The sequence below is a fragment of the Mangrovihabitans endophyticus genome, from assembly GCF_014646155.1.
GTDB lineage: Bacteria > Actinomycetota > Actinomycetes > Mycobacteriales > Micromonosporaceae > Actinoplanes > Actinoplanes endophyticus.
Genome location: NZ_BMMX01000016.1, coordinates 111,263 through 136,745, shown reverse-complemented (window position 1 = coordinate 136,745; position 25,483 = coordinate 111,263). Strand labels below are relative to the sequence as shown.

The window sequence follows — 25,483 nt, the reverse complement described above, 5'->3', positions numbered from 1 at the left end:
AGTAATTCCTCCCATGCCGCCGATTAAGTCATGACTTCTAGTCGAGGCCATGGACCAGGCGAGCCGCGTTGTGCACCCGCGCGGAGGACTGGAGCAGGGCCTGCCGGTACGATTGCGACTCCTCGCTAAGGTCCGCCAGAACGGCCGCTGACAGGCTGATCAGGTGGGCGCTACCGAGGCATGCCACGTCAAGTGCGAGGGCCTGCATCTCCGCGCTAAGCGCGTTGCCCTGCCAGATGCCGTTGTTAAATCGAACGGTGTGCAGATGCCCCAGCGCTGTGCTGTGAGTGACCTGGCTAAGCATTGAGTAGGCCACCTCAAGCCACCCGGGCTCCGGAAAGGGCGCTCCCATTTGTCGCAGCATAAGGGAGATTGGGGGCAACGGCGTACGCCCACTGGCAATTCCCTCAGGCGTCAAAATCACGTTGCTAGGACGAGAAAAGATGCTTTCGGCTGCGGCTTTGGGCACGCCGGCACTGACCAAGGTGTTGATTGTCTTACGCTGTCGGGCGCGATACTCGTCGAAATACTGCTTTGCCCGGTCCTCGACAATGGTCGGGTCGGAATATCGCCAGATTAGCCGGGCCGCCTCCTCGAGCAACATGCGTGCCGCGAAGACAGAGATCACGACCGAGCCCGGTTGGTCGTAGGTGGAGATCACGGTCTGAAGGCCTGAGTGGCCCCCACCGTAAGTGAGGAGGCTATGGAGAATCGGTGGGCCGTGCTCCCACGGGCTGATCGCCATGGTGCGAGCCACCCGGTAGTACGCCTCGGCTGCAGAGGCCACCTCTGCAGCCGAGTTCACATCTGGAAGCAAATCGTCAGCGGCGAGCAATGCTTGTGGACGGAGCAGAACCGGTTGGCGCGGGCGGGCGCGGCTCTGGCTCCTGGAGGACTGCGCGCGGACGGCGCGTGTCGTGGTCAATCCGTGAATGAGGACCGCGGCTGCCGCGACCTCGGCGGCCAGTTCGACGGCACGCTGCAAGTACGGCTCCTGCTCCACGTCCGGTGGCCAGGACTCGGGCGTTGCCGCGACGGCGCCGAGGAGAGTTGTAACGACCCCGGCTGCGGCCACCTGCATGAACAGAGCCTCGTGGTCGGCTCGCAGGTCGTGGCCCGCCACACCATCATCGGTCAAGCTGCTCAGCATGCCCAGGTGATTACCGTGGCCGGCATGGGCCAAGATCATCGCAGCACCGCGAACTCCGATCATGTCTAGAAGCTGGCGTGCTATCCGCAACTGCGCTGGCAGATCTGTGGCGGTCGGCGCCGCCGGCTGGCCGGGGGTGGTCGGAGCGAATAGGTCGTCGAGTAGCTGCTCCTCGCTGGGCATTGGCGGAGCGTCAACCCATGACATGGACTGCCCAGTCAGATCTGCAACGGCAGGCAACGGCATGAGCCAGCGGGTCAGGATGGGGCAACTCGCATCGGCCTTTTCCAAAGCTATGCAGATTCGGTTACGTTCTTCGAGTAGATCACCAAGCAGTGCTCGGCGTCGATGCGGCTGTTCCCCTATCCATAGCCACCGGAGGCCGTCAACGAGCAGACTACGGGCCATAGATCCCAGCACTGTTCCGCCGAACCCAGCCCCGATCATCGATTCCGCGCAATCATAGCGCTGACGGGCGAACATGAATGCCAGCCCGGCTAGAAAGCGATCGCCAGACACGTCAACCGAGACATCTATCGGCAGCGTGTCCAGATGGAGCCGCAGTGATCGGGTCGCTGCCCGCAGCGTGCGCGTCTGCTGTGTTTCCACCCGGCGGTCGGGACGCATATTGCGTTACTCCTAGTGGGCGCTACACGCCCGGTTAGTAGAATCTTTTTCCCTCATTCACAGCAAGCTAAGTATAATTTACAGCGAGTTCCGTTGAGGGGGCGTTCGATCACCGAGTGTCGCAGACCGAAGGACTCCGGGACTCCGATTGTTCGGTGATCGAGGTTGTACAGACGTTTGTGCTCTCATGCCGCAGGTAATGCGCGGCGCCCCGAACATGGCGGTGACGAGCTGCAGGACGCGGAGATTTGCAAGCAGGTCATCCGGATCGAACACGTTGCCTGCAGGCCCGGTTGTGACAGATCGAGCTCGGATGAGTCTTCGGCGCCCACAGCGCCAACCTCTACGCGATCGCGGAAGCGTGCGCCGCGTTGACCGGCGAGTTGTACCTTTCGTGATCCACAGGTGCCCGGCGCGGATCCGGCAGGCTTCCTTCAGCGGATACGTCACTGCTTGGGCCCGTGGGCCGGCCAGTCAGCCGCCCGGTTGCCGGTCGAGGCCGGGTAGACCCCAAACTGTCGTCTGTAGCGGCTCGTTGTCGCGGCCGGGCCTGGCCGAGGGCAGAACCGCACGAAACGATTCGCCGTTCACAGGAAGAAGACGCATGACCCGCCCATCGGCCTTACCCTCGTCGAGGGCGGCCAGCAGATCATCCCCATCGGGGACTACCACTTGAGAGTGAAATAGGATCACCTCGCCGAGCAGCAGCTCTCGGCCGTCGATCTCGATGGCCAGCTCGGTAGTCACACGGATCGTCGAAGGATCACGCCTGGTCAGGACCTGGCGCAGCACAGGGGAGTCCTGCCCGTTCAAAGTCGCGGCGAAGCTTCGAGCCGAGGGATAAGCGACACAATGCCCCTCGATCAGCAGCCGGGCAACCCGGATCCAGATCCGGTCGTCGACACTTAGCTCGGTCGGGACCGGGAAGTAGCTCCGGCAGTGCCGCTGCAGGACGTCCAGGTCGCTGGCGAGTAGCTCGGTAGTGGCGAGTTTGTCCGCGGTGTCGGCGTCCAACCCGGAGGGATCCGACCGGGTGAACCGGCCGGCGTACTGGCAGTCGAGGTCCAGGTCGACGTGGTGACAATTCTGAAGGTCCCGGAACAGCGCGGCCGTATTAAGCACTACCACCGGTAGGCCGTTACCGAACGCGAACTTGCCTTGTAGTTGCGAGGAGCCATCTTGGCCGATCAGCATGCTAAAGGCTGCGGTCCCGTAGAAGTCGATCTCGATCGAGTGGCCGAGTGACCCGGACCCGGCCCGTCGCACATCACCCTGATGGGCGGATAGGTGCTTGCCGGCGGGGCCTATAAGCCGCAGCCCTGCAGCGACGCAGGTTTCCGGTAGAGGTCGTGCCGGCACAAAGCTGACCTCGACCGGGCCGTCCGGCGCAGCAAGCCAGCTCGGCCCATCGATCATGAATTCGCGGACTGTTTCTGGAGGCAAAGTCAGCGGTTCCTCGGTGCCGAACCCGAGCACGCGTCGGAAAGCGGAAGCCAACTCCCGGTGCTGCGGGCCGAACTCCGTCTTGACTCTCAGCGTGATCGGCGAGACCTCAGCTGCCCGCGCGTGCTTCGCCGCCAGCCTGTGGTGGACCACGCCTCGCTCGACCGTGGTAACGATCGCCCAGTCCCGGTCGAGACCGTCTGCTACCCGCGCCAAGTCACGGTGGCGTTGGCTCAGATCGGTTAGACCGCCGACGAGAATCGCCCTCTCCTGGCCGTAGATTCGGGCGGCCTCCAGTAGCTGGTCCCGGGTGAAATAGTCGACCAGGTCTGGATTCGCCCCAAGGCGGCTGTCCAACTCGGCACGGCCCATGATCGTCACCGTCACGTCGGGATGGTCGGTGACGAGACCTTGGATGAACTTCTCCTCGCCCGGTGTCGGGTTGGTCGGGATGACCAGGACCCAGATGTGCGGGTTGTGGCTCATCGCCTCGCGGAAGGACCGGGCGATCTGCGCCCGCCGCTTGCCCCACGAACTGCTAAAGCCCTCTCGGAAGTACTTGAGCTGGAAGATCCGCAGTCGCCCGCCCTGGCGCACCGAGACGTCAATGCCCCCGTCGCCGCCACGGCCGTCGTAGGCCCGGACTTCCGTGTCAGGGTCGTCGAAGAGCCGGTTCAGCAAAGCCTCGACGATCTCGTCGAACTTCGCCTGCGTGAGCTGGTCCCATTCGATGGCGATGACGGCTCCTCCAGGTCGTCAGGTACGACAGGCCGCTATCCTTGCACCGGGGTACGACAAGACCGACGAAGCCGTCCGAGGACCGCCTCGACCGTCAGCAAATTACGAGCTATCGACCGAGCCGCACTCACCCCAGGGACGTCCACCAGCTGCACACACCGGCGCCGAGTCTTGTCGGTCCGGTCCGACTCATCTATGGTCACCGTCCGGCTCCGCGCAGCCCCGTTCCTGGGCTGGCGCTAGACCGGATGCACCGGGCTCACCTCATGACCGACATGCGCGCACGATGCTGCAGGCGTCACTCTGTTGTGGGAAGCCCATTGGCTAGTCCTTCGACCGTGGTCGGCGATGGTCCGGACGCACGGTGGCTGGGACCGTCGACTGGTGCGAAAAGTCTTTCTCTCCCTCAGTGCGGGGGCCGTGGTGGTCGCCGCCGGAGCCATCGCGGCGGTCGGCAACGCCGACGCCGCTGAAATCGTGACCGCGGTCGGCTACGGCAGCGACGGGTGGTCCTACCAGCAGGTGACGCGCGGCGGGGAGGCCGGGTTCGAGCAGTCCGGGTACGCGCCGGCTGCTTTCTGGGCCACCGGGCGGGCCGCCTTCGGCACGACCGGCGGCGCCTGCTCGTGGAACAACGCCGACCGGGTGCACACCGGGTGGGGCGCCGACTCCGACATGTTGCTGCGCCGGTCGTTCCGGGTGCCGGCCGGCGTCCGCACCGTACGGATCACCGGGACGGTCGACAACAACGCCGACGTGTACGTGAACGGCGCGCTCGTGCAGCACGTCGAGAACGGCAACTGTGTGGCCGACGGGATCGCGGTCGACGCACCGGTGGTCAGCGACAACCTGCTGGCCGTCCGGGCGGCCGACACGGGCACCGAGACCTTCGTGGACCTGCAGGTGACCTACTCGCCCAGTTCTGTGGGGCCGGGACGGTATGTCGCGCTCGGGGACTCGTTCGCCTCGGGGGAGGGTGCGGCCGAACAGTACTTCACCGTGGGCACCTCGCTGCCCGACCCGTCGACGGGTGGGCGCACCACGACGGGTTGTCACCGGTCGGTGAGCTCCTGGAATCAGGGGGTGCTCGCCACGGCGAAGACGGCCGGCCTGGTCGACCGCATGGATCTGATCGCGTGCTCCGGTGCCAAGGCCATCGATCTGTTCAACGCAAACACCACCTACGTAGGATCGGGTGCTTCGCCTGAGGTGCCACAGATTCAGGCCGTCACGCCGCAGACGACGCTGGTCAGCCTGTCGATCGGCGGCAACGACGCCAGTTTCTCGGACATCCTGAAAGACTGCACTTCCGGCATCAAAGCTGGCGCATACGACTGCCGCAAGAAGAACCGCAAGGCGGCGACCCTCGCCGAGGCGGGCCTGAAACGACTCCGTTCTGAGGGCTTGGACGTGCCACGGCCGCCCACCTACATCGGCAACGGCAACAGGATGCTGCTGAGCCAGGTGTACGCCAACGTCGCGCTGGCCATGGCGCCGGGCGGCACCCTGGTGGTCACCGGCTATCCACGGATTTTCGCCGAGTCCCGGTGGGGCTACGACCGCAGCGGCCCGACGTTCTCGTGCAAGGTCGGCACTAACACGGGTGGGCTCCACTACCGGGTGAAGTACGAGGACGCCCAATGGCTGAACGGCCTGGCCGACGACATCAACCGCGCCATCGGCAGCCACGTCGACGCGGCCAACGCGTACCTGCGCGGGCGGGGCCTGGCCGTCAGGGTGGTCTTCGCGCCGAGCAGCGGGCAGTTCACCAACCACCGCCTGTGCAGCGGCTCCAAGTGGTTCAACGGCGTCCAGTTCCCCGGCGACCCGCGTGCCATGAAGCAGTTGCAGACGAGCATGCACCCCAACCTGTCGGGCCAGCAGGCCTACTGCCGAGCGGCGGTAGCGGCCCTGCCGTCGCGCCCGGCCGCCCGGTGCACCTTCGACACGAAGACACGCCAGTACCGCTAAGCCTTGTACCGTGCCAAAACTCGTCGCATACCTGGTGATCTGGGATTTCCGGGTTCGTGTCGAGGATCATCGGTATGTTGATTCGGCTGGTGTACCTGATGATGATCCGGCTGGTCGGCGCTCTCGGGTTGCTGGTTCGTAGCGACAGCGCGCTGCTGGCGGAGGTCCTCGTCCTGCGTCACGAGGTGGCGGTGCTGCGCCGGCAGGTGAACGGGCGGCCTCGGTTGTCGTGGCCGGACCGGGCGTTGCTGTCCGGCCTGGCCCGGCTGCTACCGACCGCGGTCCGGGCCCATCGGCTGGTCACCCCGGCCACGCTGCTCAGCTGGCACCGGCGGCTGCTGCGCCGCCGCTGGACCTACCCAGGTAAGACAGGGCGGCCGCTGGTCAGCGACGAGGTCCGCGACCTGGTCCGACGTCTCGCCAGGGAGAACCCGCGATGGGGACATCGACGGGTTCAGGGCGAGTTGCTACGGCTGGGCCATCGGGTAGGGGCGGGCACGATCCGGCGCATCCTGACCACCCGGCGCCCCCGACCGGCACCCCGTGATGTGGACACCATCTGGCGGATGTTTCTGCGTGCCCAGGCCCACGGCCTTATGGCGATCGACTTCTTCCACGTCGACACGATCCTGCTCCGACGGATCTACGTGCTGGTCGTGATGGAGGTGGCCACCCGCCGGGTTCACCTGCTCGGTGCCACCGCGAACCCGGATCACGCCTGGGTCGTGCAGCAGGCCCGCAACATCGTCATAGACCTCGACGACCGGGCCAGCCGGTTCCGGTTCCTGATCCGCGACCGGGACGGCAAATACAGCATCGCATTCGACGAGGTCTTCGCCGCAGAGAGCATCGAGGTGGTCAAGATCCCGCCACGGGCACCACGGGCGAACTGCTACATCGAACGGTGGGGTCGCAGCCTGCGTCAGGAATGCACCGACCGGCTGCTGATCTACCACGAACGACACGCCCTCGCGGTCGTCGGCGAGTACGTGAACCACTTCAACGATCACCGCCCGCATCAAGGCCGGCAGCAGCTACCACCGAACCACGACCCGGCCGTCGTCGTCGCGATGAATGCCCCGGTACGACGCCGACAACGCCTCGGCGGCGTGATCAACGAGTACCACCGGGCAGCCTGACCAGATCTTCAAAGTGCCAGCTCACAGCTACAAGCGGGGTTCTGGCACGGTACACGCACGTGGCCGGTGGCGTTCGACGGTCAGACGCGCCTGCCGAGCGGCGCCTAGACCGACCCGCAGTCCGGCAGCATCGTGGTCGCCACGGCCGGGCTCAGCGCCGGGATCGCGGCTCCCGACAGCTACCTTCCGGACCCGATGGCTGCCCTGCGCACAGCACCGGCCGAGTCCGAAGCAGGGGTGAGTGCGGCGGTGTCGGCCCTGCTCGCGCACGTGGCCAACACCGCCTCCGTCCAGGCGGGTACCGCTGTGGCCTCGCTGACCGTCACCACACCGCAGCCGTGGGGGCCGAAGTCCAGGAAACGGCTTGCCCAGGCCGCGACTGCCGCCGGACTGCCCGAACCGGCCGTCGTCACCGCGATGGCCGCCGCCGCGGCAGCCTCGCCACCAACCGATCAAGCGCGGGGCAGGTTTGTACTCGTCTGCATCATCGGCGAGGACTATCCGCACCTCGCCGTGCTGGACGCCCAGGACCGGTACACCCAACTCGCCGCCGTGACCGTCCGCGATCCCGAAGCGCCCGCGATCGACCGAGCCGTAGCCGATTTGATCCGGATGCGTTCAGGACCCGGCGTCGACCGTCCGACTGACCTGGACTGGCGGACAGGTCTCGAGGTAGATCGAGTTCGTACCGAGTTGACCGGCGCTTCCCGTATGCCGGTGCTGTTGCCGGGCCACGCGGAGCCGGTCGTTGCCGACGGAGCCGACCTGGACAAGGCTGCCCGCCCGCACCTTGATCAACTCGTCTCGGCGCTGACCCAGGCGCTCGCCGACGCCGACATCGATCAGGGCGACATCACCACGACCGGTCCTGGTGGCCTACGACGCCACCGCCACGGCGGCGCAAGCCGCGCTCGCTGACGCCGGCCTGCCGCAGCCCACCCTGCTCACTCAACCCGAGCAGGTCGCTGGGGGTGCCGCACGCCTCGCTGGAGCCACGCATGCCGCCGAAGGCCCGACGGCCGCTACGACGCGGCTACCTCGTACCCGGCTCACTATCGGCAGTCTGACCGCGGTCGCCGTGCTCGCTGCCGCCTCAGTCGGCCTGCTCTTGCAGACAGTCACCACCGCCGACGTCTCCACCATCGCCGCCCGCGTCGTCGGCGTACGCCTGCCGATAGGCAACCTCGCTCTCGCGGCTGCCATCGCTGCCACCGCCGCGACCGCGGCGGCGCAGCTCGCGCCGACGACCTGGCTGTCGCCGCAAGGCCTGAACGACCCCGCCTCCACCAGATACCTGCTTCGCCGCTCCTACCTCGCCGCGGCAGCCGCCGGCCTCGCACTCTCCGGACTCTGGGGTCTCGGCACCGGCGTCGGCGTCGGCTGGACCGACCCGCAATACCTGCGCTGGGCCCTGACCGCAGCCGCACCCGTCGCCGCCAGCGGAATCATCATCGCCGTCGCCTCGCCGCGTCTCCCCGCCGCCCGGCTCGTCGACTGGCTGCCCCGCATGCGCCCACCCGTCTGGCCCATCGCCGTAGCAGCCGCGGGCGTCTACCTCGTCCGGGCCGCCTACACGCTGACCTTCCCCAACGACCTCACCGGCATGCCCGGTCTCACCGCCGCGCTCGGCGCCGCTCTGCTCGGCGCCGCCACCGCCGCCACGGTCACCCGCCACCTCGGCATCCGCATCGCTGTCATGCTCATCCTCGTCCCGGGCTACGCCCTGGTCGTCACGGTCAACACCATCGGCTACCTCACCGCGACCTATGCGGCGGCGCTCGCCTGGTGGCACCTCGCGGCAGCGACCCACACCGTCCGCGAGGCAGCCCCGAACAATCCGGTCACGCGCTGGCTCACCCGAGTCTGAGCCCGCCGCTGACCAAGCGCACCGTGTCGTCCGTGGAGTAGGCGCCAGGGCCGGCGGTGACCAGTCGTCACTGGGATCTCAGCAATCAACAAGCGCAGCAGCGGCAGGACGTCGCTGTCGGCCACCACGAGTACCACGTCCGCCCGCTCCAGCGACGGCAGCGCCAGAGGACCTGGTACCAGGTAGCCAAGGTCGAGAACGGTCGGACGAGCCGGACTACGGCCGTCCGGCGGCGGCAACGGCCGCGCCGACCAAGGAAGGGTAGTCGGGCGGTGTGCTCGGCGAGGTCGAGGTCCCCGCCACGGCGGGCGTCGGCCACCGAAGCCGAGGGCTGTCAGGCCAGCCGTGCCAGCTGCCGAGGCCCCTGCCGGCCGGCTCGGCCCCGACGAGCGCAGACTCGCCCGGCCACACAGCGATCAGCGCACCTGCGAAGGCGGCGGCCCCGCCGGCCGGGCCTTCTGCATTTAAATAGAGTCGCTGATTCTCAAATGGCCTGCCAAGAAGCTGGCAGGCCATTTCTTTTCCGAAGTCAATCGAACCCGTGAAGAAAGGGTGGTGTCCGTGGGTCTTAGCCGATTGCCGCATACGTATGTTAGGGGACTTTTTGGGCGAAATAGACGACCCCCGTGAACGGGTGAATGACCCGTATAATGATGGTGAAACGTCTATTCCATTCGATATCGAGATCGCGATTGTGGACGGTGGGCGCGGTCGCAGGCTCGCCGTAGAACAAGCGCACGCAATATTGGAGGTGTTGGAATGGATCGGCCGGCAGCCGCCTCCTCCGACTCGATGAACTGGAGGGACAATTCCAATGGTGTCCACCAGCTCGCAAACTGGCTTCAGGCCAGCATCCTGGAAGTCAACGACGTCCCCCCTCTGCGGCTCGCGTTCATGGGCCGCACCTCCGACGACGAGGTTCAAGACCCGACGATCTCGCTACCACGACAGCTGAGATCGTCCAAATCGGCCTTGGACTCGGGAATGGAGATAAAGTACTTCTTCTGGGACGTTGAGACGTCCCGCCTCGAGCTGGACCAGCGCGGCTCCAGCGAGGCATGGAAGAAGTTCTCCATCGACATCCCCCGTGATGGCGGCATCGCGGACCTCCTCGAAGAGGCCCGTAGGCCGGACCGTCGCTTCGATGGCGTGATCTGTGAGTCTATCGACCGGATTGGACGCTTCTCCTACCAGAGCACCAAAATAGAGTACGACCTGGAGCGCTACGGCATTCCGCTCATCGCCGCCGACGAGCCTCTTGTTGTCTCCGGTAAAACGGGGAAGGTTGAACGGAATGCCGCCCTGACCCTACTGCGACGCACCAAGCAGGGTGTCGCAGAATGGTATGTGCTGGAAATGCTTGAGAAGTCCCGCAAGGGAATCGAGGAGCACACCGACCAAGGCTTCAACGTAGGCAAGCCTTGCTACGGCTACATTGCGGAAAGGATCAGGCATCCTGTCCCTGCCAAGCGGGCACAAGGCAAACACAAGACCAAGCTTGCGCCGGACCCGACGCGCCATTCGACAGTGCCTAAGATCTTCGAACTGAGGGTAACGGACCTGCTGTCCTACCGTGCCATCGCCGGCGTGCTGAATCAGGACCTGCAAGCATGGCCACCGCCACAGCCAGTCAATCCTGAACGCGCGGTCGGGCGCTGGACGCCGAGCGCAGTTCGGGAAATCTTGGCCAATCCCAAATACACCGGCTTCATGGTGTGGAACCGGCGATCGACAAAGGACAAGCTCCATCCCGGAAAGAACGTGCCCAAAGACCAGTGGGTCATCTCCGGCATCCCCACACACGAAGCCCTCGTGGACGTGCCGACCTTCCTCGCGGCTCAACAACTCATGACACAGCGTGCTGCTCGGTCCGGGCGTGCGCCGCACAGGACCGACCTCGACGGTATGGCGGCCAATCCGGCTCCGAAAACCAAGAACGTTTACAAACTACGTTCCTACGTCTGGTGCGCGCCCTGTCAGCGCCGAATGCATGGTCACGCGACTCGACACGGCACGGCCTACGCCTACTGTCAACCCCGGAACCGGACCTTGCCCGAAAACCACCCAGCGGCGATCCGGGTCCGCGAAGACCAACTTATCGAGGGCGTCACGCTGTTCTTCAACCGCCACGTCCTCGGACCGGAACGGCTCGCGCTCGCCCAGGCCAGCCTGCCCGCCGCAAGCGGCTTCGTCCGTGATGAACATCTCAAAGCGGCGGCGGCCCTCCGGAAGAAGCTGGCCGAAATCGACCGCAATATGACAAACCTCACAGTCGCGTTGGGGCGCGCGAGTGACCCCAACGGACACCTTGTCCAGCGCATCGAGAAGCAGATAGAAGAGCTGGGCCGGGAATTCGCCGGAGTCGAGGCGCAACTCAAAAGGCTTGCTGCCTCCACCCCGCCGGAGCCCGAACAGAATCCCGACCTGCTCGAACATCTTCCGCAGCTCAAAGTTGATCTCAACTCCCTTCCAGCGGAGCGACTGCGCCGGTTCCTGGAAGCGTTCCGTGTTGAGATCCACTACGACGTGCATACCGGCCGGGCAAGCTTCCGGGCTGAGATAAGCGCCAGAACCATCGAGGAGCTAGCGCAGCAGGCCCGGCTGGCGGAAACCGCTCACTGGCGGCCGGACGTGACCATGAGTGACGACGATTCGTCAGCCGGAAAGAAACCCGCCGTACCTGGTGAGCCTCAAATGATCACAGGGAGCAGGTTTAGTGAGTGCCCCCGGCAGGATTCGAACCTGCGCTTTCGCCTCCGGAGGGCGACGCTCTATCCCCTGAGCTACGGGGGCTCAGTGCCAAGGAGCCTAGCAGGCGCCGCCGGACCCCTACCAACGGGATCCGGCGGCGCGCCGCGTCAGGTTGTCTGTAGCTGCTTCAGCAGGTCGTCGATCCGGCTGATCTCGCTCTGCTGTGCGGCGATCTGACCCTTGGCCAGCCAGGTGACGTCGTCTTCCGTTGACAGGTCGAGCACGCCCTCGTCCATGTGGATGCCGCCCAGGTGATGAGCGCGCATCAGGGTGAGGAACTGGATGTCCAGGTCCCGTCCGGTCGCCTCGCGCAGCTTTGCCATCTGGTCGGGGGTCGCCATGCCCGGCATCAGGCCGTTCACCACGGAACCCGCCGAGCCCGGCATCCAGGCCATCGGCTCCTGCGAACCGGTCGGGCTGAGGTTCCAATCGCGCAGCCAGGACTGCATGTACGCGATCTGGGCCTGCTGGGTCAGGCCGATGTCACCGGCCAGGGTGACGATCGCCGGGTCCTGCGAGTTCGCATGGGCGATCATGGACATCGCCACGGCCTGGGAGTGGTGGGTGCTCATGTCGCGCAGGAAGCCGGCCTCGGGGGAGTCGTCGCCGGGCGTCTGGAGGCGCGGCACCAGCAGGCCGGCGGCGAGTCCCACGACCAGTCCGAAGGCCAGCGTGCCGAGCAGCCAGCCGAGACCGAAACGCCGGCCGGTGCCGGTGGTCGCGGTCTCGTCGGTCGTCTCGGTGCCGGGTGCGGCGGTGTCGTGCTCGGTGCTGACGGCCATCAGTTTCCCCCGCCCATCGTGGTGCCGTTGGAGGCGTTGGTCACCGGCCCGGTGTTGGTGTTGCCGCCGGAGCAGACGGCGCCGGTCTCGACCGAGGCGTTCTGCCGCAGGTCCTTGATGAACTCGTCGATCCGCTCGTCGTCGGCGTTGTCGACCTTGAGCTGGTAGCCCCACGCCTGCAGGGACACGTTCTTGTCGAGGTTGGCCACCGGGCTCATGAACATGTAGTCCTTGCCCTGTACCCGGGCGGCGAGCTTGTCGACCTGGGCGGCGGGCAGGCCCTCCTTGTAGGTGACCCAGACGGCGCCGTGTTCGAGGCTGTGCACGGCGTGCTCGTTGGCGATCGGCTCGGTGTAGATGTCACCCATGCAGTTCTGCCAGGTCGGGTTGTGGTCGCCGCCGACCGGCGGGTTTGTCACATAGGTGAGGACGCCGTCCTTGTGGTTCCGCGCGTCGATCTTGGGGTTGTGCTGGTCGCGGTAGTTGACGATGCCCTTGATGTCGGCGGCCCGCTCCTCCCACGTCTTGGTGCCCTGCATCGACGCGTACACGCCGTATCCGATGATGCCCGCGGCGATCAGCACGACCGCGACGACCATGGCGATCGGGCCCCAGTTGCGCCCGCCGTTCACCTTGACCGGGGTGACCGGCTTGCGGCCCTTGCCGCCGCCGCCCTTGCCCGCCGGGCGTTTGCCGGCCGGCTTGCTCCCGGCCTTCGCGCCCGCCTTCGGGCCGCCTTTGGACGCGGGGGGCTTGCCCTGGCCGCTGGTCGAGTCGACCTTGACAGTGGACGGGGTCCGCTGCGGCCCCGGCGTGCTCATGCTCATTGTTCCTCGTCAGGTTGCGTACGTGGATGAAGATCGTCAATGCGTACGCGGGAAAAAGGTGCCCGCCGAGCGCAAAAGTCTACCCCGATAACATGGCTCGGTGACTCCCGCTGACCTGGCTTCCACCGTTCTCACAGCCGCCCGTGCCGTCTTCGTCACCCGCGGCCTCGACGTCTCGCTGCTTCCGGAGACGACGGCGGTGGAGCGACCGCGCAATCCCGAGCACGGCGATTACGCCTCCACGCTGGCCCTGCAACTGGGCAAGAAGGCCGGCGTGGCGCCGCGTGAGCTGGCCTTAGCCCTGGCCGAGGAGCTGAACAGCCGTCCGGGCGTCAAGTCGGTGGAGATCGCCGGGCCGGGCTTCCTGAACATCCGGCTGGACGCCGCCGCGGCAGGGGTGCTGGCCCGTGACGTGGTGCTGGCCGGCGACGCGTACGGGCACACCGACCGGCTCACCGGCCAGCGCATCAACCTGGAGTTCGTCTCGGCCAACCCGACCGGCCCGGTGCACGTCGGCGGCGTGCGCTGGGCGGCGGTGGGTGACGCGCTGGCCCGGCTGCTGCGGGCCGCCGGCGCGGAGGTGGGCACGGAGTACTACTTCAACGACGCCGGCTCCCAGATCTCCCGGTTCGCCCGGTCGCTGTATGCGAGCGCGAAGGGTGAACCGGTGCCCGAGGGCGGGTACGGCGGCGCGTACATCGCGGAGATCGCCACGGCGGTGACCGAGGCCGCGCCGGACGTGCTGACGCTCGACGCGGAGCCGGCGCTGGAGGTGTTCCGGGTCGAGGGTGTGCAGCGCATGTTCGCCGAGATCAAGCAGTCGCTTGCCGACTTCGGGGTGCGCTTCGACACGTACTTCAACGAGAAGGACCTGCACGACCGCGGTGAGCTGCAGGAGGCGCTGGACCGGCTGACCGAGCAGGGGAGTGTCTTCACCGCGGACGGCGCGACCTGGCTGCGGACGTCGGACTTCGGCGACGACAAGGACCGGGTGTTGCGCAAGTCGGACGGCGACTGGACCTACTTCGCCGCGGACTGCGCCTACTACCTGGACAAGCGCCAGCGCGGCTTCGACCGCGTGGTGATCATGCTGGGCGCCGACCACCACGGGTACATCGGCCGGATGAAGGCGATGGCGGCCTGCTTCGGCGACGACCCGGAGCGCAACCTGGAGATCCTCATCGGGCAGTTGGTCAGCCTGGTGCGCGACGGCGAGCCGGTGCGGATGAGCAAGCGGGCCGGCACCGTGGTGACGCTGGAGGACTTCGTGGATGCGCTGGGCGTGGACGCGACCCGGTACGCGCTGGCCCGTTACTCGTCCGACTCGCCGATCGACATCGACGTCGACCTGTGGACCCGGGCCAGCCGGGAGAACCCGGTCTACTACGTGCAGTACGTCGCGGCGCGGACCGCGAGCGTGGCGCGGCAGGCGGCGGCGGTGGGGCTGACCCGTGGCGAGCCGGACGCGATGCGGGCCGACCTGCTCGTGCAGGAGAAGGAGAACGACCTGCTCAAGGCGCTCGGCGAATATCCGGACACGGTGGCGCGGTCGGCCGAGTTGCGCGAGCCGCACCACGTCGCCCGCCTGCTGGAGAAGATCGCCGGGGCGTACCACCGCTTCTACGACGAGCCGGCCTGCCGGATCCTGCCGCGTGGCGACGAGCCGGTGGGCGACGGCAACCGCGCCCGGCTATGGCTGAACGACGCCACCCGAACGGTGATTGCCAACGGGTTGGGCCTGCTCGGCGTCTCCGCGCCGGAGAGGATGTGACCCGTGCGAGCTCATGAGGCCGGTGCCCTGCATGGTGACCTGGGCACCCGCGGACCGGCATGGTTGCGTACGCCGGACGATGTGAACGAGCTGGTGCCGCAGTTGTGGCCGCGCACCGTGCGCCGCGGTGCGGACGGTGATCTCCAGGTCGGTGGGCTGAGCGTGCGCGACCTGGCGGCCGAGTACGGCACTCCGGCGTACCTGTTGGACGAGGATGACCTGCGGGCCCGATGCCGGGATTTCGCCGCTGCCTTCGCCGGCGCGGACGTTTACTACGCGGGCAAGTCGTTCCTGTGCAAGGCGGTCGTGCGGGTGATCGACGAGGAGGGGCTGTTCCTCGACGTCTGCTCCGGCGGCGAGCTGGCGGTGGCCCTGGCGGCCGGCTTTCCCGCCGCGCGCATCGGCTTCCACGGCAACAACAAGTCCCACGCCGAGCTGGGGCGGGCGGTGCGCGCCGGGGTCGGCCGGATCATTGTTGACAGCTTCGCGGAGATCGAGCGGCTGACCGAGATCGCCGCCGCCACGGGTACCCGGCCGGCGGTGCTGCTGCGGGTGACGGTGGGCGTCGAGGCGCACACCCATGAGTTCATCGCGACCGCGCACGAGGATCAGAAGTTCGGGTTCTCGCTGGCCGGTGGGGCGGCGTTCGAGGCCGCGACGCGCATCCTCGACGGCGGCGCGCTCGACCTGCGCGGGCTGCACTCGCACATCGGCTCGCAGATCTTCGACACCAGCGGCTTCGAGGTGGCCGCCCGCCGGGTGCTGGAGCTGCAGGCGCAGATCCGCGACGCGCGCGGCGTCGAGCTGCCGGAGCTGGATCTGGGCGGCGGCTTCGGCATCGCCTACACCACCCAGGACGACCCGTCGTCGCCCGGCGATCTGGCCAAGCGCATCAACAAGATCGTCGATGCGGAGTGCGAGCTGGCGTCGTTGCGGCGCCCCCGACTGTCGGTCGAGCCGGGCCGCGCCGTCGTGGGTCCGGCGGTGTTCACCCTGTACGAGGTCGGCACGGTCAAGGACGTGGACGGCATCCGCACGTACGTGAGTGTGGACGGCGGGATGAGCGACAACATCCGGACCGCGCTGTACGACGCCTCCTACAGCGCGACGGTGGCCGGGCGCGCATCGTCGGCCGAGGCACTGCTCGCCCGCGTGGTGGGAAAGCATTGTGAATCCGGGGACATCGTCGTGAAGGATGAATTCCTGCCGGCGGACGTGCAGCCGGGAGATCTTCTCGCCGTGCCCGGCACGGGGGCGTACTGCCGGAGCATGGCCAGCAACTACAACCATGTGCCCCGGCCACCCGTGGTCGCGGTGCGCGACGGGGCAGCCCGCGTGATCGTTCGGCGGGAGACCGAGGACGACCTGCTCGCATTGGATGTTGGATGAGGCCTGTGAAACTCGCCCTGCTGGGCTGCGGAACCGTCGGCTCCGAGGTGGTCCGGCTCCTGCACGAGCAAGCCCCGGACCTGACCGCGCGGATCGGCGCGGAGCTGGAACTGGCCGGCATCGCGGTGCGCCGGCCGGGCCGCAAGCGTGGCAGCCTGCCAGTGGACGAGTCGCTGTTCACCACGGACGCGCTGGGCCTGATCAAGCGGGACGATGTGGACGTCGTGGTGGAGGTGGTGGGCGGCGTCGAGCCGGCCCGATCCTGGCTGGTCGAGGCGTTGCGGGCGGGCAAGAGCGTGGTGACGGCGAACAAGGCGCTGCTCGCCGAGGACGGCGCGACGCTGCACGAGGCGGCTGCCGAGGGCGCCGCGGACCTCTATTACGAAGCGTCGGTGGCCGGCGCGATCCCGTTGCTGCGCCCGCTGCGGGAGTCGCTGCACGGGGACCGGGTCACCCGGGTGACCGGCATCGTCAACGGCACCACCAACTACATCCTGTCGTCGATGGACGCCAGCGGCGCGGGTTTCGACGAGGCGTTGGAAAAGGCCGGGGAGCTGGGCTATGCGGAGGCCGACCCGACCGCCGACGTGGAGGGTTTCGACGCCGCCGCGAAGGCGGCCATCCTGGCCTCGCTCGCGTTCCACACCCGGGTCACCGCGGCCGACGTGTTCCGCGAGGGCATGACCGCGGTGACCGCCGGGGACATGGCCAGCGCCCGGCGGATGGGCTGCACGATCAAGCTGCTGTGCATCGCCGAGCGGGGCCCGGACGCGCGTGGCCGGGAGTCGGTCGGCGTCCGGGTGCATCCGGCGATGATCCCCCGGACCCATCCGCTGGCCGCGGTGCAGGACGCGTTCAACGCCGTGTTCGTCGAGGCGGAGGCGGCTGGCCAACTGATGTTCTACGGCCAGGGCGCGGGTGGCACGCCGACGGCGAGTGCGGTCCTCGGCGACATCGTGGCGGCGGCCCGCAACAAGCTGACCGGCACCCGGGCGCCGGGCGAGAACGCGTACGCGCATCTGCCGATCCGGTCCATCGGCGAGGTGGTCACGCGCTATCACATCAGCCTGGACGTGGCCGAGCGTCCCGGTGTGCTGGCCGCCGTGGCCGGGGTGTTCGCCCGTCACGAGGTGTCCATCGCGACGGTGCGCCAGTCCGGCCGTGCGCAGGACGCGCAGTTGATCATCGTGACGCACGGTGCGCCGGACGCGAATCTCGCTGCCACCGTTGCGGAGCTGGACCAACTCGATATTGTGCGGTCCATCGTCAGCGTGCTGCGTGTCGAGGGAGGGGCCTGAGGATGCTGGACCACGTCGGTTTTCAGTGTGCGGATCTGGCGTCGGCGGCCGCGTTCTACGACGCGGTGCTCGCCCCGCTGGGCATCCGGAAGATCCGCGACTTCCAGGTCGCGCTGGGCTACGGCAAGGACCATCCGCAGTTCTGGATCAGCGCGCTGAGCTCGGGCGACGGCTTCCGCGAGTCGCACATCGCGTTCTCCGCCGACGACCGGACGGCGGTGGACGCGTTCTACACCGCGGCGGTGGCCCGCGGCGCCGAGGTGCTGCACGCGCCCGCGGTGCATCCGGAATACCACGAGCACTACTACGGCGCGTTCGTCCGTGACCCCGACGGCAACAACGTCGAGGCCGTCTGCCACCGAAGCGAGGGGCGATGATGTACCGCGGGTTGATCGACCGATACCGCGACCGGCTTCCCGTCTCGACTACCACGCCGGTGGTCACCCTGCACGAGGGGAACACGCCGCTGGTCCCGTCCGAGGTGCTGTCGCGGCGCGTCGGCGCCGAGGTCTACCTCAAGGTGGAGGGCGCCAACCCGACCGGTTCCTTCAAGGATCGCGGCATGACCATGGCGGTGTCCAAAGCGGTCGAGGAGGGCTCGAAGGCCATCATCTGCGCCTCCACCGGCAACACCAGCGCGTCGGCCGCGGCGTACGCGGCTCGGGCCGGCCTGACCTGTGCGGTGCTGGTGCCGCAGGGCAAGATCGCGCTGGGCAAGCTGGCGCAGGCCCTGGTCCACGGGGCCAAGCTGTTGCAGGTGTCCGGCAACTTCGACGACTGCCTGGCGCTGGCCTCGAAGCTGTCCGTGGACTTCCCGGTGTCGCTGGTCAACTCGGTGAACATCTACCGGCTGCACGGGCAGAAGACCGCCGCCTTCGAGATCGTCGAGGCGCTCGGCGACGCCCCGGACATCCACTGCCTTCCGGTGGGCAACGCGGGCAACATCTCCGCGTACTGGATGGGCTATCAGGAGGAGCACGAGGCGGCCACCGTCGCGAAGCTGCCGAGGATGTTCGGCTTTCAGGCCTCCGGCGCGGCGCCGATCGTCCACGGCCAGGTGGTGCCGGAGCCGTCGACCATCGCCACCGCCATCCGCATCGGCAACCCGGCGAGCTGGACCAAGGCGCTGGACGCGCGGGATACCTCGGGCGGTCTGATCGCGTCGGTCACCGACCGCGAGATCCTCACCGCGTACCGTCTGCTCGCTCGCGAGGTCGGCGTCTTCGTGGAGCTGGCCAGCGCGGCGAGCGTGGCCGGGTTGCTCCAGCAGGCGGAAGCCGGGATGGTCCCGGCCGGCGCCCGGGTGGTGTGCACGGTGACCGGCCACGGGCTCAAGGACCCGGAGTGGGCGATCACCACCGCGCCGAGTCCCACGGTCGTCACGAACGACGTGCTGGTCGCCGCCCGGGCGCTGGATCTGGCGTAACCGGGTCCGCGCCGGCGTCCGCACGGGCGGCGCGCAGCATCACGTCGGATGCCCGTACCACCACCGCGAGCTCCTCGTCTGAGAGGCGGCTGAGGAGGCGGCGCTGTTTGTCGGCCCCGGCGGTGATGATGGACCGGATGAGCCGACTGCCCGATTCCGTCAGCGCGACCCGGCGCACCCGCCGGTCGTGCGGATCTCCGGTGCGTCCCACCAGTCCCTGGGACATCAGACGGTCGATCATGCCGCTCATGGCCGCGAGCCGGACGTCCAGCCGGCGCCAGCTCGCCGTCGGCGATGCCTTTTTCGCGAGCCAGCACTAGCAGGATCCTCAGCTATGCGACCGTAAGGTGCGAGGTGGAAATTGGGTCGGAGCGGTCATATGCGAACAGGTGCTGTAGCTCATGCTGAACGCCCATGATGTCAGCGATGAGCTGCTCGTTGATGCTCATCGCCGTTCCTTCCCATGTGACGCGCCGATGGCCGCCTGGGGTCTATCGCGTAACGGACGCTACCAGCGCGGCCCCGGGGGAAACCATTTGTTCGGGTCGGGCAAAATATCAATGCTGGACGAACTATCCTCGGGGGAGCGCAGATGTCATTCCTGACCCGGCTCAGTCTCGCCAACAGAGGTCTTGTCGCACTGATCGCGGTGGTCATCACCGGGTTCGGGGTGTACGCGATACCGTCACTCAAGCAGCAACTCCTGCCGTCACTGGACTTTCCCGGCGCGTTCATCGGCGCCTCGTTGCCGGGCGCCAGTCCGGAGATCATCGAGCAGCAGATCACCAAGCCGATCGAGGACGCCGTCAAGGGCACCGACAACCTGGAGACCATCCAGTCCACCACCCGCGAGGGCTCCGCCACGGTCACCGTGCAGTTCGCCTTCGGCACCGATCTGGACCAGGCGGTCAACCAACTGCAGACCGCGGTCAACCGGATCCAGCCGACGCTGCCGAACGACGTCGAGCCGACCATTTTCGCCGGTGGCACCGATGACATCCCGGCGATCGTGCTGGCCGCCAGCAGCACCAGCGACGAGGACCAGAGCGCGCTGGCGACCCGGCTGAACGACACGGTGGTGCCGGAGCTGAACGCGATCGACGGCGTCAGCAACGTCTCGGTGACGGGCAACCGCGCCGAACAGGTCGTCATCACGCCCAAGCTGGCGGAGATCGCCAAGCGCGGCGTCGACCCGCGGTCCATCGCCGACGCCCTGAAGGCCAACGGCGTCTCCATCCCGGCCGGCGCGGTCTCCGACGGCTCGCGCTCCCTCAGCGTGCAGGTCGGCACCCCGATCACCGGCGTGCAGCAGTTGCAGGGCATCTACCTCAACGGCAAGTCCGGCCCGGTCACCCTGGGCACCGTCGCCGACGTGCAGAGCCGTGCCGTGCAGGCCACGTCGTACACCCGCACCGACGGGGTGGAGAGCCTGGGCATCGCGGTGACCGCCTCGCCGGACGGCAACCCGGTGGCGATCTCGCACGAGGTCAACGACAAGCTCGCCGACCTGGCATCGGCGAGCAGTGCCAAGCTCACGGTGATCGTGGACCAGGCGCCGTTCGTCGAGCGCTCCATCGAGAGCCTGACCACCGAGGGCCTGCTCGGCCTGCTCATGGCGGTCATCGTCATCCTGGTCTTCCTGCTCTCGGTCCGCTCCACCCTGGTCACCGCGGTCTCCATCCCGCTGTCCGTGCTGATCGCCCTGATCGGCCTGTGGATCGGTGACTACTCGCTCAACCTGCTCACCCTGGGCGCCCTCACCATCGCGGTCGGCCGGGTGGTGGACGACTCGATCGTCGTCCTGGAGAACATCAAACGACATCTCGGGTACGGCGAGCAGAAGGTGCACGCGATCCTGGGTGCGGTGCGCGAGGTGGCCGGTGCGGTCACCGCCTCCACCCTCACCACAGTCGCCGTCTTCGCGCCGATCGCCCTGGTCGGCGGGTTCGTCGGGCAGTTGTTCGCGCCGTTCGCCATCACCGTCACGGTGGCCTTGGTGGCGTCCCTGTTCGTCTCGCTGACCGTGGTGCCGGTGCTCGCGTACTGGTTCCTGCGCCCCGCCGCCGGTGGCGCGCAGGCCGAGCAGATCCGGGCCGCGGCCGAGGAGAAGGAGCGGCGCAGCCCGCTGCAGCGCGGCTACCTGCCGATCATCCGGTTCGCCACCCGGCGCCGGTGGACCACGGTGCTGATCGGCATCATCATCCTGATCGGCACCTTCGGGCTGTCCACCCGGCTGGACACCAACTTCATCGACCAGTCCGGCCAGGACTCGCTGAGCATTACCCAGCAGATGCCGGTGGGCACCAGCCTGCAGGCCACCGACGACGCCGCGAAGCGGATCGAGGCCGTGCTCGCGGACCGCGACGAGGTGAAGAACTACCAGGTCACCGTGGGCAACGGGGACTTCAACCCGTTCGCCGGCGCGAGCGGCGCGAGCACCGCCAGCTTCAACGTCGCGCTGACCGAGGACGCCGACGCGGTGCGGCTCACCGACCAGTTGCGTGAACTGTTCACCGACATGAACGACATCGGCGAGGTCACCGTGGGCGGCGACAGCAGCACCGGCGTCAGCGGCGACCAACTGTCGGTCACCGTGCAGGCGGCCGACCAGGACGTGCTGAGCGATGCCACCGAGCAGGTGCGCAAGGCGATGGCGGCCACCGCCGACGTCACCGACGTGAGCACCACCCTCGCAGCGTCCGTACCGCGCCTGGACGTACGGGTGGACCGCGCCGCCGCGGCCCGTGCCGGATTGTCCGAGGCGGCGATCGGCCAAGCCGTGGCCGGTGCCTTCCGGCCCGCGCCCGCCGGGCAGATCGTGGACGACGGTGTCAGCAAGGACGTGGTGATCGCCTCGGGCGCCCCGCCGGCCGACGCCGCGGCCCTGCGCGCCCTGCCGCTGAGCACCCCGGCGGGCAAGGCCGTCACCCTCGACTCGGTGGCCGACGTCTCCGAAGTTGATGGTCCGGAAGAGGTCACCCGGATCGACGGCAACCGCAGCGCCACGGTGACCGGGACGTCCACCGGCTCCAACCTCAGCGCCACCACCGCCGACCTGACCGCCCGGCTGGACGACCTCAACCTGCCGGCCGGCGCCACGTACGAGATCGGCGGCGTCAGCCAGGACCAGGCGGACGCATTCGCCGACCTCGGCCTGGCCGTCCTCGCGGCGATCGCCATCGTGTTCGTCATCATGGTCGCCACGTTCCGCAGCCTGCTGCAGCCGATCATCCTGCTGATCTCCATCCCGTTCGCCGCCACCGGCGCGATCGGGCTGTTGCTGGCCACCGGCACCCCGCTGGGCGTTCCGGCGTTGATCGGCGTGCTGATGCTGGTGGGCATCGTGGTCACCAACGCCATCGTGCTGATGGACCTGATCAACCACTATCGCCAGGGCGGCATGGGTGTGCAGGAAGCGGTGATCGAGGGCGGCCGGCACCGCCTGCGGCCGATCCTGATGACCGCGATCGCGACCATCTTCGCGTTGCTCCCGATGGCGTTCGGCCTCACCGGCGAGGGCGGGTTCATCTCGCAGCCGCTGGCCATCGTGGTGATCGGCGGCCTGGTCAGTTCGACGCTGCTCACCCTGGTGCTGGTGCCGACGCTGTACACCATGGTGGAGAACCGCAAGGAGAAGTCGCGGGCCAAGCGGGAGCGTCGCCGGCTGCGCAAGGCGGCCCGCGCCCAGGGTGACTCGCCGCGGCACGCGGCCCACGAGGACGGCACCCCGGCCGAGCCGGTGACCGTGCCGGACTCCAGCGGCGGCGCGCACGAGGCTCCGGCCGACTCCCTGCGGTCCGAGGCGTACCCGTCGTCGGGGGCGCTGCGCGGATACACCGACCAGTTCGAGGTGCTGCGGATGCCGCGCCGTCCGTCGCCGCCGCCGGGGGGCACGCCCGCCTGACCGGGGCCGCGAATCCTGTGCCATAGAACACCGTGCCGCGTCGGTGGGCGACCACCGGCGCGGCACATAGTCTCTTCTCGTGGCGTGGTCGGGTCGGGTGCTCCTGCACAACCGGGACTTCCGCCGACTGTTCGCCGCGGAACTGGTCGTCTTCGGCTCCGACTGGTTCGTGATGGTGCCGCTGCTGGTGCTGTTGCCCGAGCTGACCGGCAGTGGCGTGTGGGGCGCGCTGGTCCTGGCCGTCGACACCGGTCTCAACGCGCTGATGCTGCCCTACAGCGGCATCCTCGCCGACCGGCTCGACCGGCGGAAGATCCTCATCTCGGCGAACCTCCTGGCCTTGGCCGCGGCCCTGCTGCTGTTCGTGGTCCGGTCCGCCGCCACCGTTCCGCTCGCCTTGGTCGCCGTCGGCGTCATGGCGCTGGCGAAGGCGTTCTACTCGCCCGCCGCCTCGGCCGCCCTGCCCAACGTGGTGGACCCCGCAGACCTCGCCGCGGCCAACGCGGTCGCCGGCTCGGCGTGGGGCACCATGACCGTGGTCGGCGCCTCGCTCGGCGGCGTGGTCAGCAGCGTGCTCGGCCCGTACGCGAGCTTCGGGGTGACCGTGGCCTGCCTCGCGCTGGCGGCGGTCCTCACCGCCTCGATCCGCCGCCCGATGCAGGCGCCGCGCGAGTCCGCCTCGGCCGGACCACCGCGGGCCTGGCACGCGCTTGTCGAGGGGCTGCGCTACGTCGTCGCCCGGCCTCGGGTGCGGGCGCTGGTCACGGTGAAGTCGGCGGCGGGACTGGGCAACGGCGTCCTCACCGTGTTCCCGCTCCTCGCTGGCCGGTACGGCGTCGGTGCCCTGGGTGCCGGGCTGCTGTTCGCCGTGCGTGGCGCGGGGGCGCTGACCGGCCCGCTGGTGCTGCGACCCCTGGTCAGCCGCGCCGCATGGCTGCTGCCGGGGCTGGCGGTCTCGATGGGTCTGTACGGGTTGGGCTATCTCGGCGCGGCTGTCGCACCGTGGTTCCCGCTGCTGCTGGCGCTGGTGTTCGTGGCCCACTTCGCCGGCGGCACCAACTGGGTGATGTCGAACTTCGCCCTGCAACAGGCGGTGCCCGACCAGCTCCGCGGCCGGGTGTTCGCCACCGACATGATGCTGGCCACCATGGCGATCTCGGTGAGCCAGCTCGCGGTCGCGTTGGTCGTGGATCGCGTCGACGAGCGGCTGGTGCTGGCCGGCTGCGGTCTCGTCACCCTCACCTATGCGGTCGTGTGGCGCATCGCGACCCGCGGGCTCGCGTCCTCCGGGTCGGCCGGCGACCGGTCGGCGATCACGTCCTAGCATGACCGGATGGGCCTGACCTTCGTCTCCGAGCCGGTGCACGTGCGCACCCCGGCGACCAGCGCCAACCTCGGTCCCGGTTTCGACGCGCTGGGCCTGGCACTGGCCCGGTACGACGAGCTGACCGCGCGGATCACCGCGGGCGGGCACCGCGTTGCGGTCACCGGCGAGGGCGCCGGAGAGTTGCCGGCGGACGCCGAGCATCTGGTCGTCCAGGCCATGCTGGCGACCTTCGACGAGCTCGGTGCGCGGCCGCCGGGGCTGGCGGTGGAGTGCGCCAACACCATTGCGCAGGCCCGCGGACTGGGGTCCAGCTCGGCGGCCATCGTGGGCGGCGTGCAGTTGGCGCGGGCCCTGGTCGTCGACGGCTTCCAGCGACTGGACGACGCGGGCGCACTGCGGGTCGCGGCACGCCTGGAGGGACACCCGGACAACGTCGCGCCGTGCCTGCTCGGCGGGTTCACCATCGCCTGGGTGGAGGGCTCCGGCGCGCGTGCGGTGCGGATGAGCACCCACGAGCGCGTACGACCGACGGTCTTCGTGCCCGCGGAGCGTGGCTACACGGCGACCGCCCGCGCGGCGTTGCCGTCCGACGTGCCGCACGGTGACGCTGCGTTCAACGCCGGTCGCGCGGCCCTGCTGGTGCACGCGCTCACCCGGGATCCAGATCTGCTGATGCCGGCCACCGCGGACCGGCTGCACCAGGGATATCGGGCCGAGGCGATGCCCGGCACCGCCTCGCTGGTCTCGGCGTTGCGTTCGATCGGTGTCCCGGCCGTGGTCAGCGGCGCGGGGCCTAGTGTGCTGGCATTCACCGAGGTGCCCGGCGATTTTCACCCGGGAACAGAGTGGCGCGCCGAAATGTTGGGCGTGGATAGCACCGGAGCCCTTGTCCAAGGGAGTATGGTGGAACACGCCGAGCGGGGTACTGTTGCCGCAGGTCGCCAGAGTTGATTACGCTCGGGCCCTGGCACAGCCGCGAAGCAAGCGATCTCTGCGGTTCGGCGCGCACCCCTGAGGCCTTGAGCCTGTCCGCCGGTCTCATTCTCACCAGGCACGAGCCGAGCAGCAGACAA

At 68.2% G+C, this 25,483-nt stretch carries 18 protein-coding genes, 1 tRNA gene and 1 pseudogene; 13 read left to right on the top strand and 7 right to left on the bottom strand.

Annotated features, from left to right (window positions below; all coding sequences use genetic code 11):
* Positions 1 to 37: 37 nt before the first annotated feature.
* Both IEY73_RS18650 and IEY73_RS18645 read right to left on the bottom strand, forming a co-directional pair.
* Positions 38 to 1,777, bottom strand: coding sequence for a hypothetical protein (locus IEY73_RS18650; protein WP_189080508.1), 1,740 nt, complete (start codon positions 1,775 to 1,777; stop codon positions 38 to 40).
* Positions 1,778 to 2,251: 474 nt separating this feature from the next.
* Positions 2,252 to 3,901 carry a hypothetical protein gene (locus IEY73_RS18645; RefSeq protein WP_189080507.1) on the bottom strand — a complete coding sequence of 550 codons (1,650 nt, stop codon included), beginning with the start codon at positions 3,899 to 3,901 and terminating at the stop codon, positions 2,252 to 2,254.
* Positions 3,902 to 4,342: 441 nt separating this feature from the next.
* On the opposite strand from IEY73_RS18645, the gene IEY73_RS18640 reads away from it, so the two are divergent.
* The 5 genes and pseudogenes from IEY73_RS18640 to IEY73_RS34400 all read left to right on the top strand — a co-directional run.
* Entirely contained in the window at positions 4,343 to 5,929 is a 1,587-nt protein-coding gene (locus IEY73_RS18640) for an SGNH/GDSL hydrolase family protein (protein WP_189080506.1), read from the top strand.
* A 74-nt stretch (positions 5,930 to 6,003) separates the two neighbouring features.
* Positions 6,004 to 7,068 (top strand): integrase core domain-containing protein, encoded by a 1,065-nt coding sequence (locus IEY73_RS18635; protein ID WP_189080505.1) that lies wholly within the window; start codon positions 6,004 to 6,006, stop codon positions 7,066 to 7,068.
* 270 nt (positions 7,069 to 7,338) lie between these two features.
* Entirely contained in the window at positions 7,339 to 7,986 is a 648-nt protein-coding gene (locus IEY73_RS18630; protein ID WP_189080504.1) for a hypothetical protein, read from the top strand.
* Positions 7,940 to 8,935 (top strand): hypothetical protein, encoded by a 996-nt coding sequence (locus IEY73_RS18625; protein WP_189080503.1) that lies wholly within the window; start codon positions 7,940 to 7,942, stop codon positions 8,933 to 8,935. The genes IEY73_RS18630 and IEY73_RS18625 overlap by 47 nt, the downstream gene beginning before the upstream one ends.
* A gap of 759 nt (positions 8,936 to 9,694) precedes the next feature.
* Positions 9,695 to 10,783: pseudogene (locus IEY73_RS34400) on the top strand (recombinase family protein); the annotation flags it as partial.
* A gap of 99 nt (positions 10,784 to 10,882) precedes the next feature.
* Here the strand turns inward: IEY73_RS34400 and IEY73_RS18615 are convergent.
* The 4 genes from IEY73_RS18615 to IEY73_RS18600 form a co-directional block, all read right to left on the bottom strand.
* The gene (locus IEY73_RS18615; RefSeq protein ID WP_189080502.1) at positions 10,883 to 11,455 is read right to left on the bottom strand and encodes a hypothetical protein; all 573 of its coding nucleotides are present in this window, start codon (positions 11,453 to 11,455) and stop codon (positions 10,883 to 10,885) included.
* A 201-nt stretch (positions 11,456 to 11,656) separates the two neighbouring features.
* Positions 11,657 to 11,728: transfer RNA gene (locus IEY73_RS18610), tRNA-Arg, on the bottom strand.
* 65 nt (positions 11,729 to 11,793) lie between these two features.
* Positions 11,794 to 12,468: a DUF305 domain-containing protein gene (locus IEY73_RS18605; RefSeq protein ID WP_189080501.1), complete on the bottom strand. Its 675-nt coding sequence runs from the start codon at positions 12,466 to 12,468 to the stop codon at positions 11,794 to 11,796.
* Entirely contained in the window at positions 12,468 to 13,295 is an 828-nt protein-coding gene (locus IEY73_RS18600; protein ID WP_189080500.1) for a thioredoxin-like domain-containing protein, read from the bottom strand. The genes IEY73_RS18605 and IEY73_RS18600 overlap by 1 nt, the downstream gene beginning before the upstream one ends.
* 100 nt (positions 13,296 to 13,395) lie before the next feature.
* Between IEY73_RS18600 and argS the strand changes: the two genes are divergently transcribed.
* The 5 genes from argS to thrC are packed head-to-tail and all read left to right on the top strand — an operon-like array spanning position 13,396 to position 19,179.
* The gene (gene argS, locus IEY73_RS18595) at positions 13,396 to 15,066 is read left to right on the top strand and encodes an arginine--tRNA ligase (protein ID WP_189080499.1); all 1,671 of its coding nucleotides are present in this window, start codon (positions 13,396 to 13,398) and stop codon (positions 15,064 to 15,066) included.
* A 3-nt stretch (positions 15,067 to 15,069) separates the two neighbouring features.
* Positions 15,070 to 16,455, top strand: a complete 1,386-nt coding sequence (gene lysA / locus IEY73_RS18590; protein WP_189080498.1) for a diaminopimelate decarboxylase — start codon at positions 15,070 to 15,072, stop codon at positions 16,453 to 16,455.
* A 5-nt stretch (positions 16,456 to 16,460) separates the two neighbouring features.
* Positions 16,461 to 17,753 carry a homoserine dehydrogenase gene (locus tag IEY73_RS18585; protein ID WP_189080530.1) on the top strand — a complete coding sequence of 431 codons (1,293 nt, stop codon included), beginning with the start codon at positions 16,461 to 16,463 and terminating at the stop codon, positions 17,751 to 17,753.
* A gap of 2 nt (positions 17,754 to 17,755) precedes the next feature.
* The gene (locus IEY73_RS18580) at positions 17,756 to 18,130 is read left to right on the top strand and encodes a VOC family protein (protein WP_189080497.1); all 375 of its coding nucleotides are present in this window, start codon (positions 17,756 to 17,758) and stop codon (positions 18,128 to 18,130) included.
* The gene (thrC, locus tag IEY73_RS18575) at positions 18,130 to 19,179 is read left to right on the top strand and encodes a threonine synthase (RefSeq protein ID WP_189080529.1); all 1,050 of its coding nucleotides are present in this window, start codon (positions 18,130 to 18,132) and stop codon (positions 19,177 to 19,179) included. The genes IEY73_RS18580 and thrC overlap by 1 nt, the downstream gene beginning before the upstream one ends.
* Here the strand turns inward: thrC and IEY73_RS33655 are convergent.
* Positions 19,133 to 19,420 (bottom strand): MarR family winged helix-turn-helix transcriptional regulator, encoded by a 288-nt coding sequence (locus IEY73_RS33655; protein WP_229715949.1) that lies wholly within the window; start codon positions 19,418 to 19,420, stop codon positions 19,133 to 19,135. The genes thrC and IEY73_RS33655 overlap by 47 nt on opposite strands.
* A 351-nt stretch (positions 19,421 to 19,771) precedes the next feature.
* Here IEY73_RS33655 and IEY73_RS18565 point away from each other — a divergent pair, with 351 nt between their 5' ends.
* The 3 genes from IEY73_RS18565 (at position 19,772) to thrB (ending at position 25,361) form a co-directional block, all read left to right on the top strand.
* A complete protein-coding gene (locus IEY73_RS18565) occupies positions 19,772 to 23,083 on the top strand; it encodes an efflux RND transporter permease subunit (protein WP_189080496.1) in 3,312 nt (1,103 codons plus the stop codon).
* Between the two features lie 79 nt (positions 23,084 to 23,162).
* A complete protein-coding gene (locus IEY73_RS18560) occupies positions 23,163 to 24,407 on the top strand; it encodes an MFS transporter (RefSeq protein ID WP_189080495.1) in 1,245 nt (414 codons plus the stop codon).
* Between the two features lie 9 nt (positions 24,408 to 24,416).
* Positions 24,417 to 25,361: a homoserine kinase gene (gene thrB / locus IEY73_RS18555; RefSeq protein WP_189080494.1), complete on the top strand. Its 945-nt coding sequence runs from the start codon at positions 24,417 to 24,419 to the stop codon at positions 25,359 to 25,361.
* Positions 25,362 to 25,483 lie beyond the last annotated feature (122 nt).

Excerpts from the sequence above, each read along its gene's own strand:
- IEY73_RS18650 (WP_189080508.1), bottom strand. The coding sequence starts at position 1,777 with ATGCGTCCCGACCGCCGGGTGGAAACACAGCAGACGCGCACGCTGCGG.
- IEY73_RS18635 (WP_189080505.1), top strand. The coding sequence starts at position 6,004 with ATGTTGATTCGGCTGGTGTACCTGATGATGATCCGGCTGGTCGGCGCT.
- IEY73_RS18605 (WP_189080501.1), bottom strand. The coding sequence starts at position 12,468 with ATGGCCGTCAGCACCGAGCACGACACCGCCGCACCCGGCACCGAGACG.
- IEY73_RS18600 (WP_189080500.1), bottom strand. The coding sequence starts at position 13,295 with ATGAGCATGAGCACGCCGGGGCCGCAGCGGACCCCGTCCACTGTCAAG.
- IEY73_RS18580 (WP_189080497.1), top strand. The coding sequence starts at position 17,756 with ATGCTGGACCACGTCGGTTTTCAGTGTGCGGATCTGGCGTCGGCGGCC.
- thrC (WP_189080529.1), top strand. The coding sequence starts at position 18,130 with ATGTACCGCGGGTTGATCGACCGATACCGCGACCGGCTTCCCGTCTCG.
- IEY73_RS33655 (WP_229715949.1), bottom strand. The coding sequence starts at position 19,420 with ATGATCGACCGTCTGATGTCCCAGGGACTGGTGGGACGCACCGGAGAT.
- IEY73_RS18565 (WP_189080496.1), top strand. The coding sequence starts at position 19,772 with ATGTCATTCCTGACCCGGCTCAGTCTCGCCAACAGAGGTCTTGTCGCA.
- thrB (WP_189080494.1), top strand. The coding sequence starts at position 24,417 with ATGGGCCTGACCTTCGTCTCCGAGCCGGTGCACGTGCGCACCCCGGCG.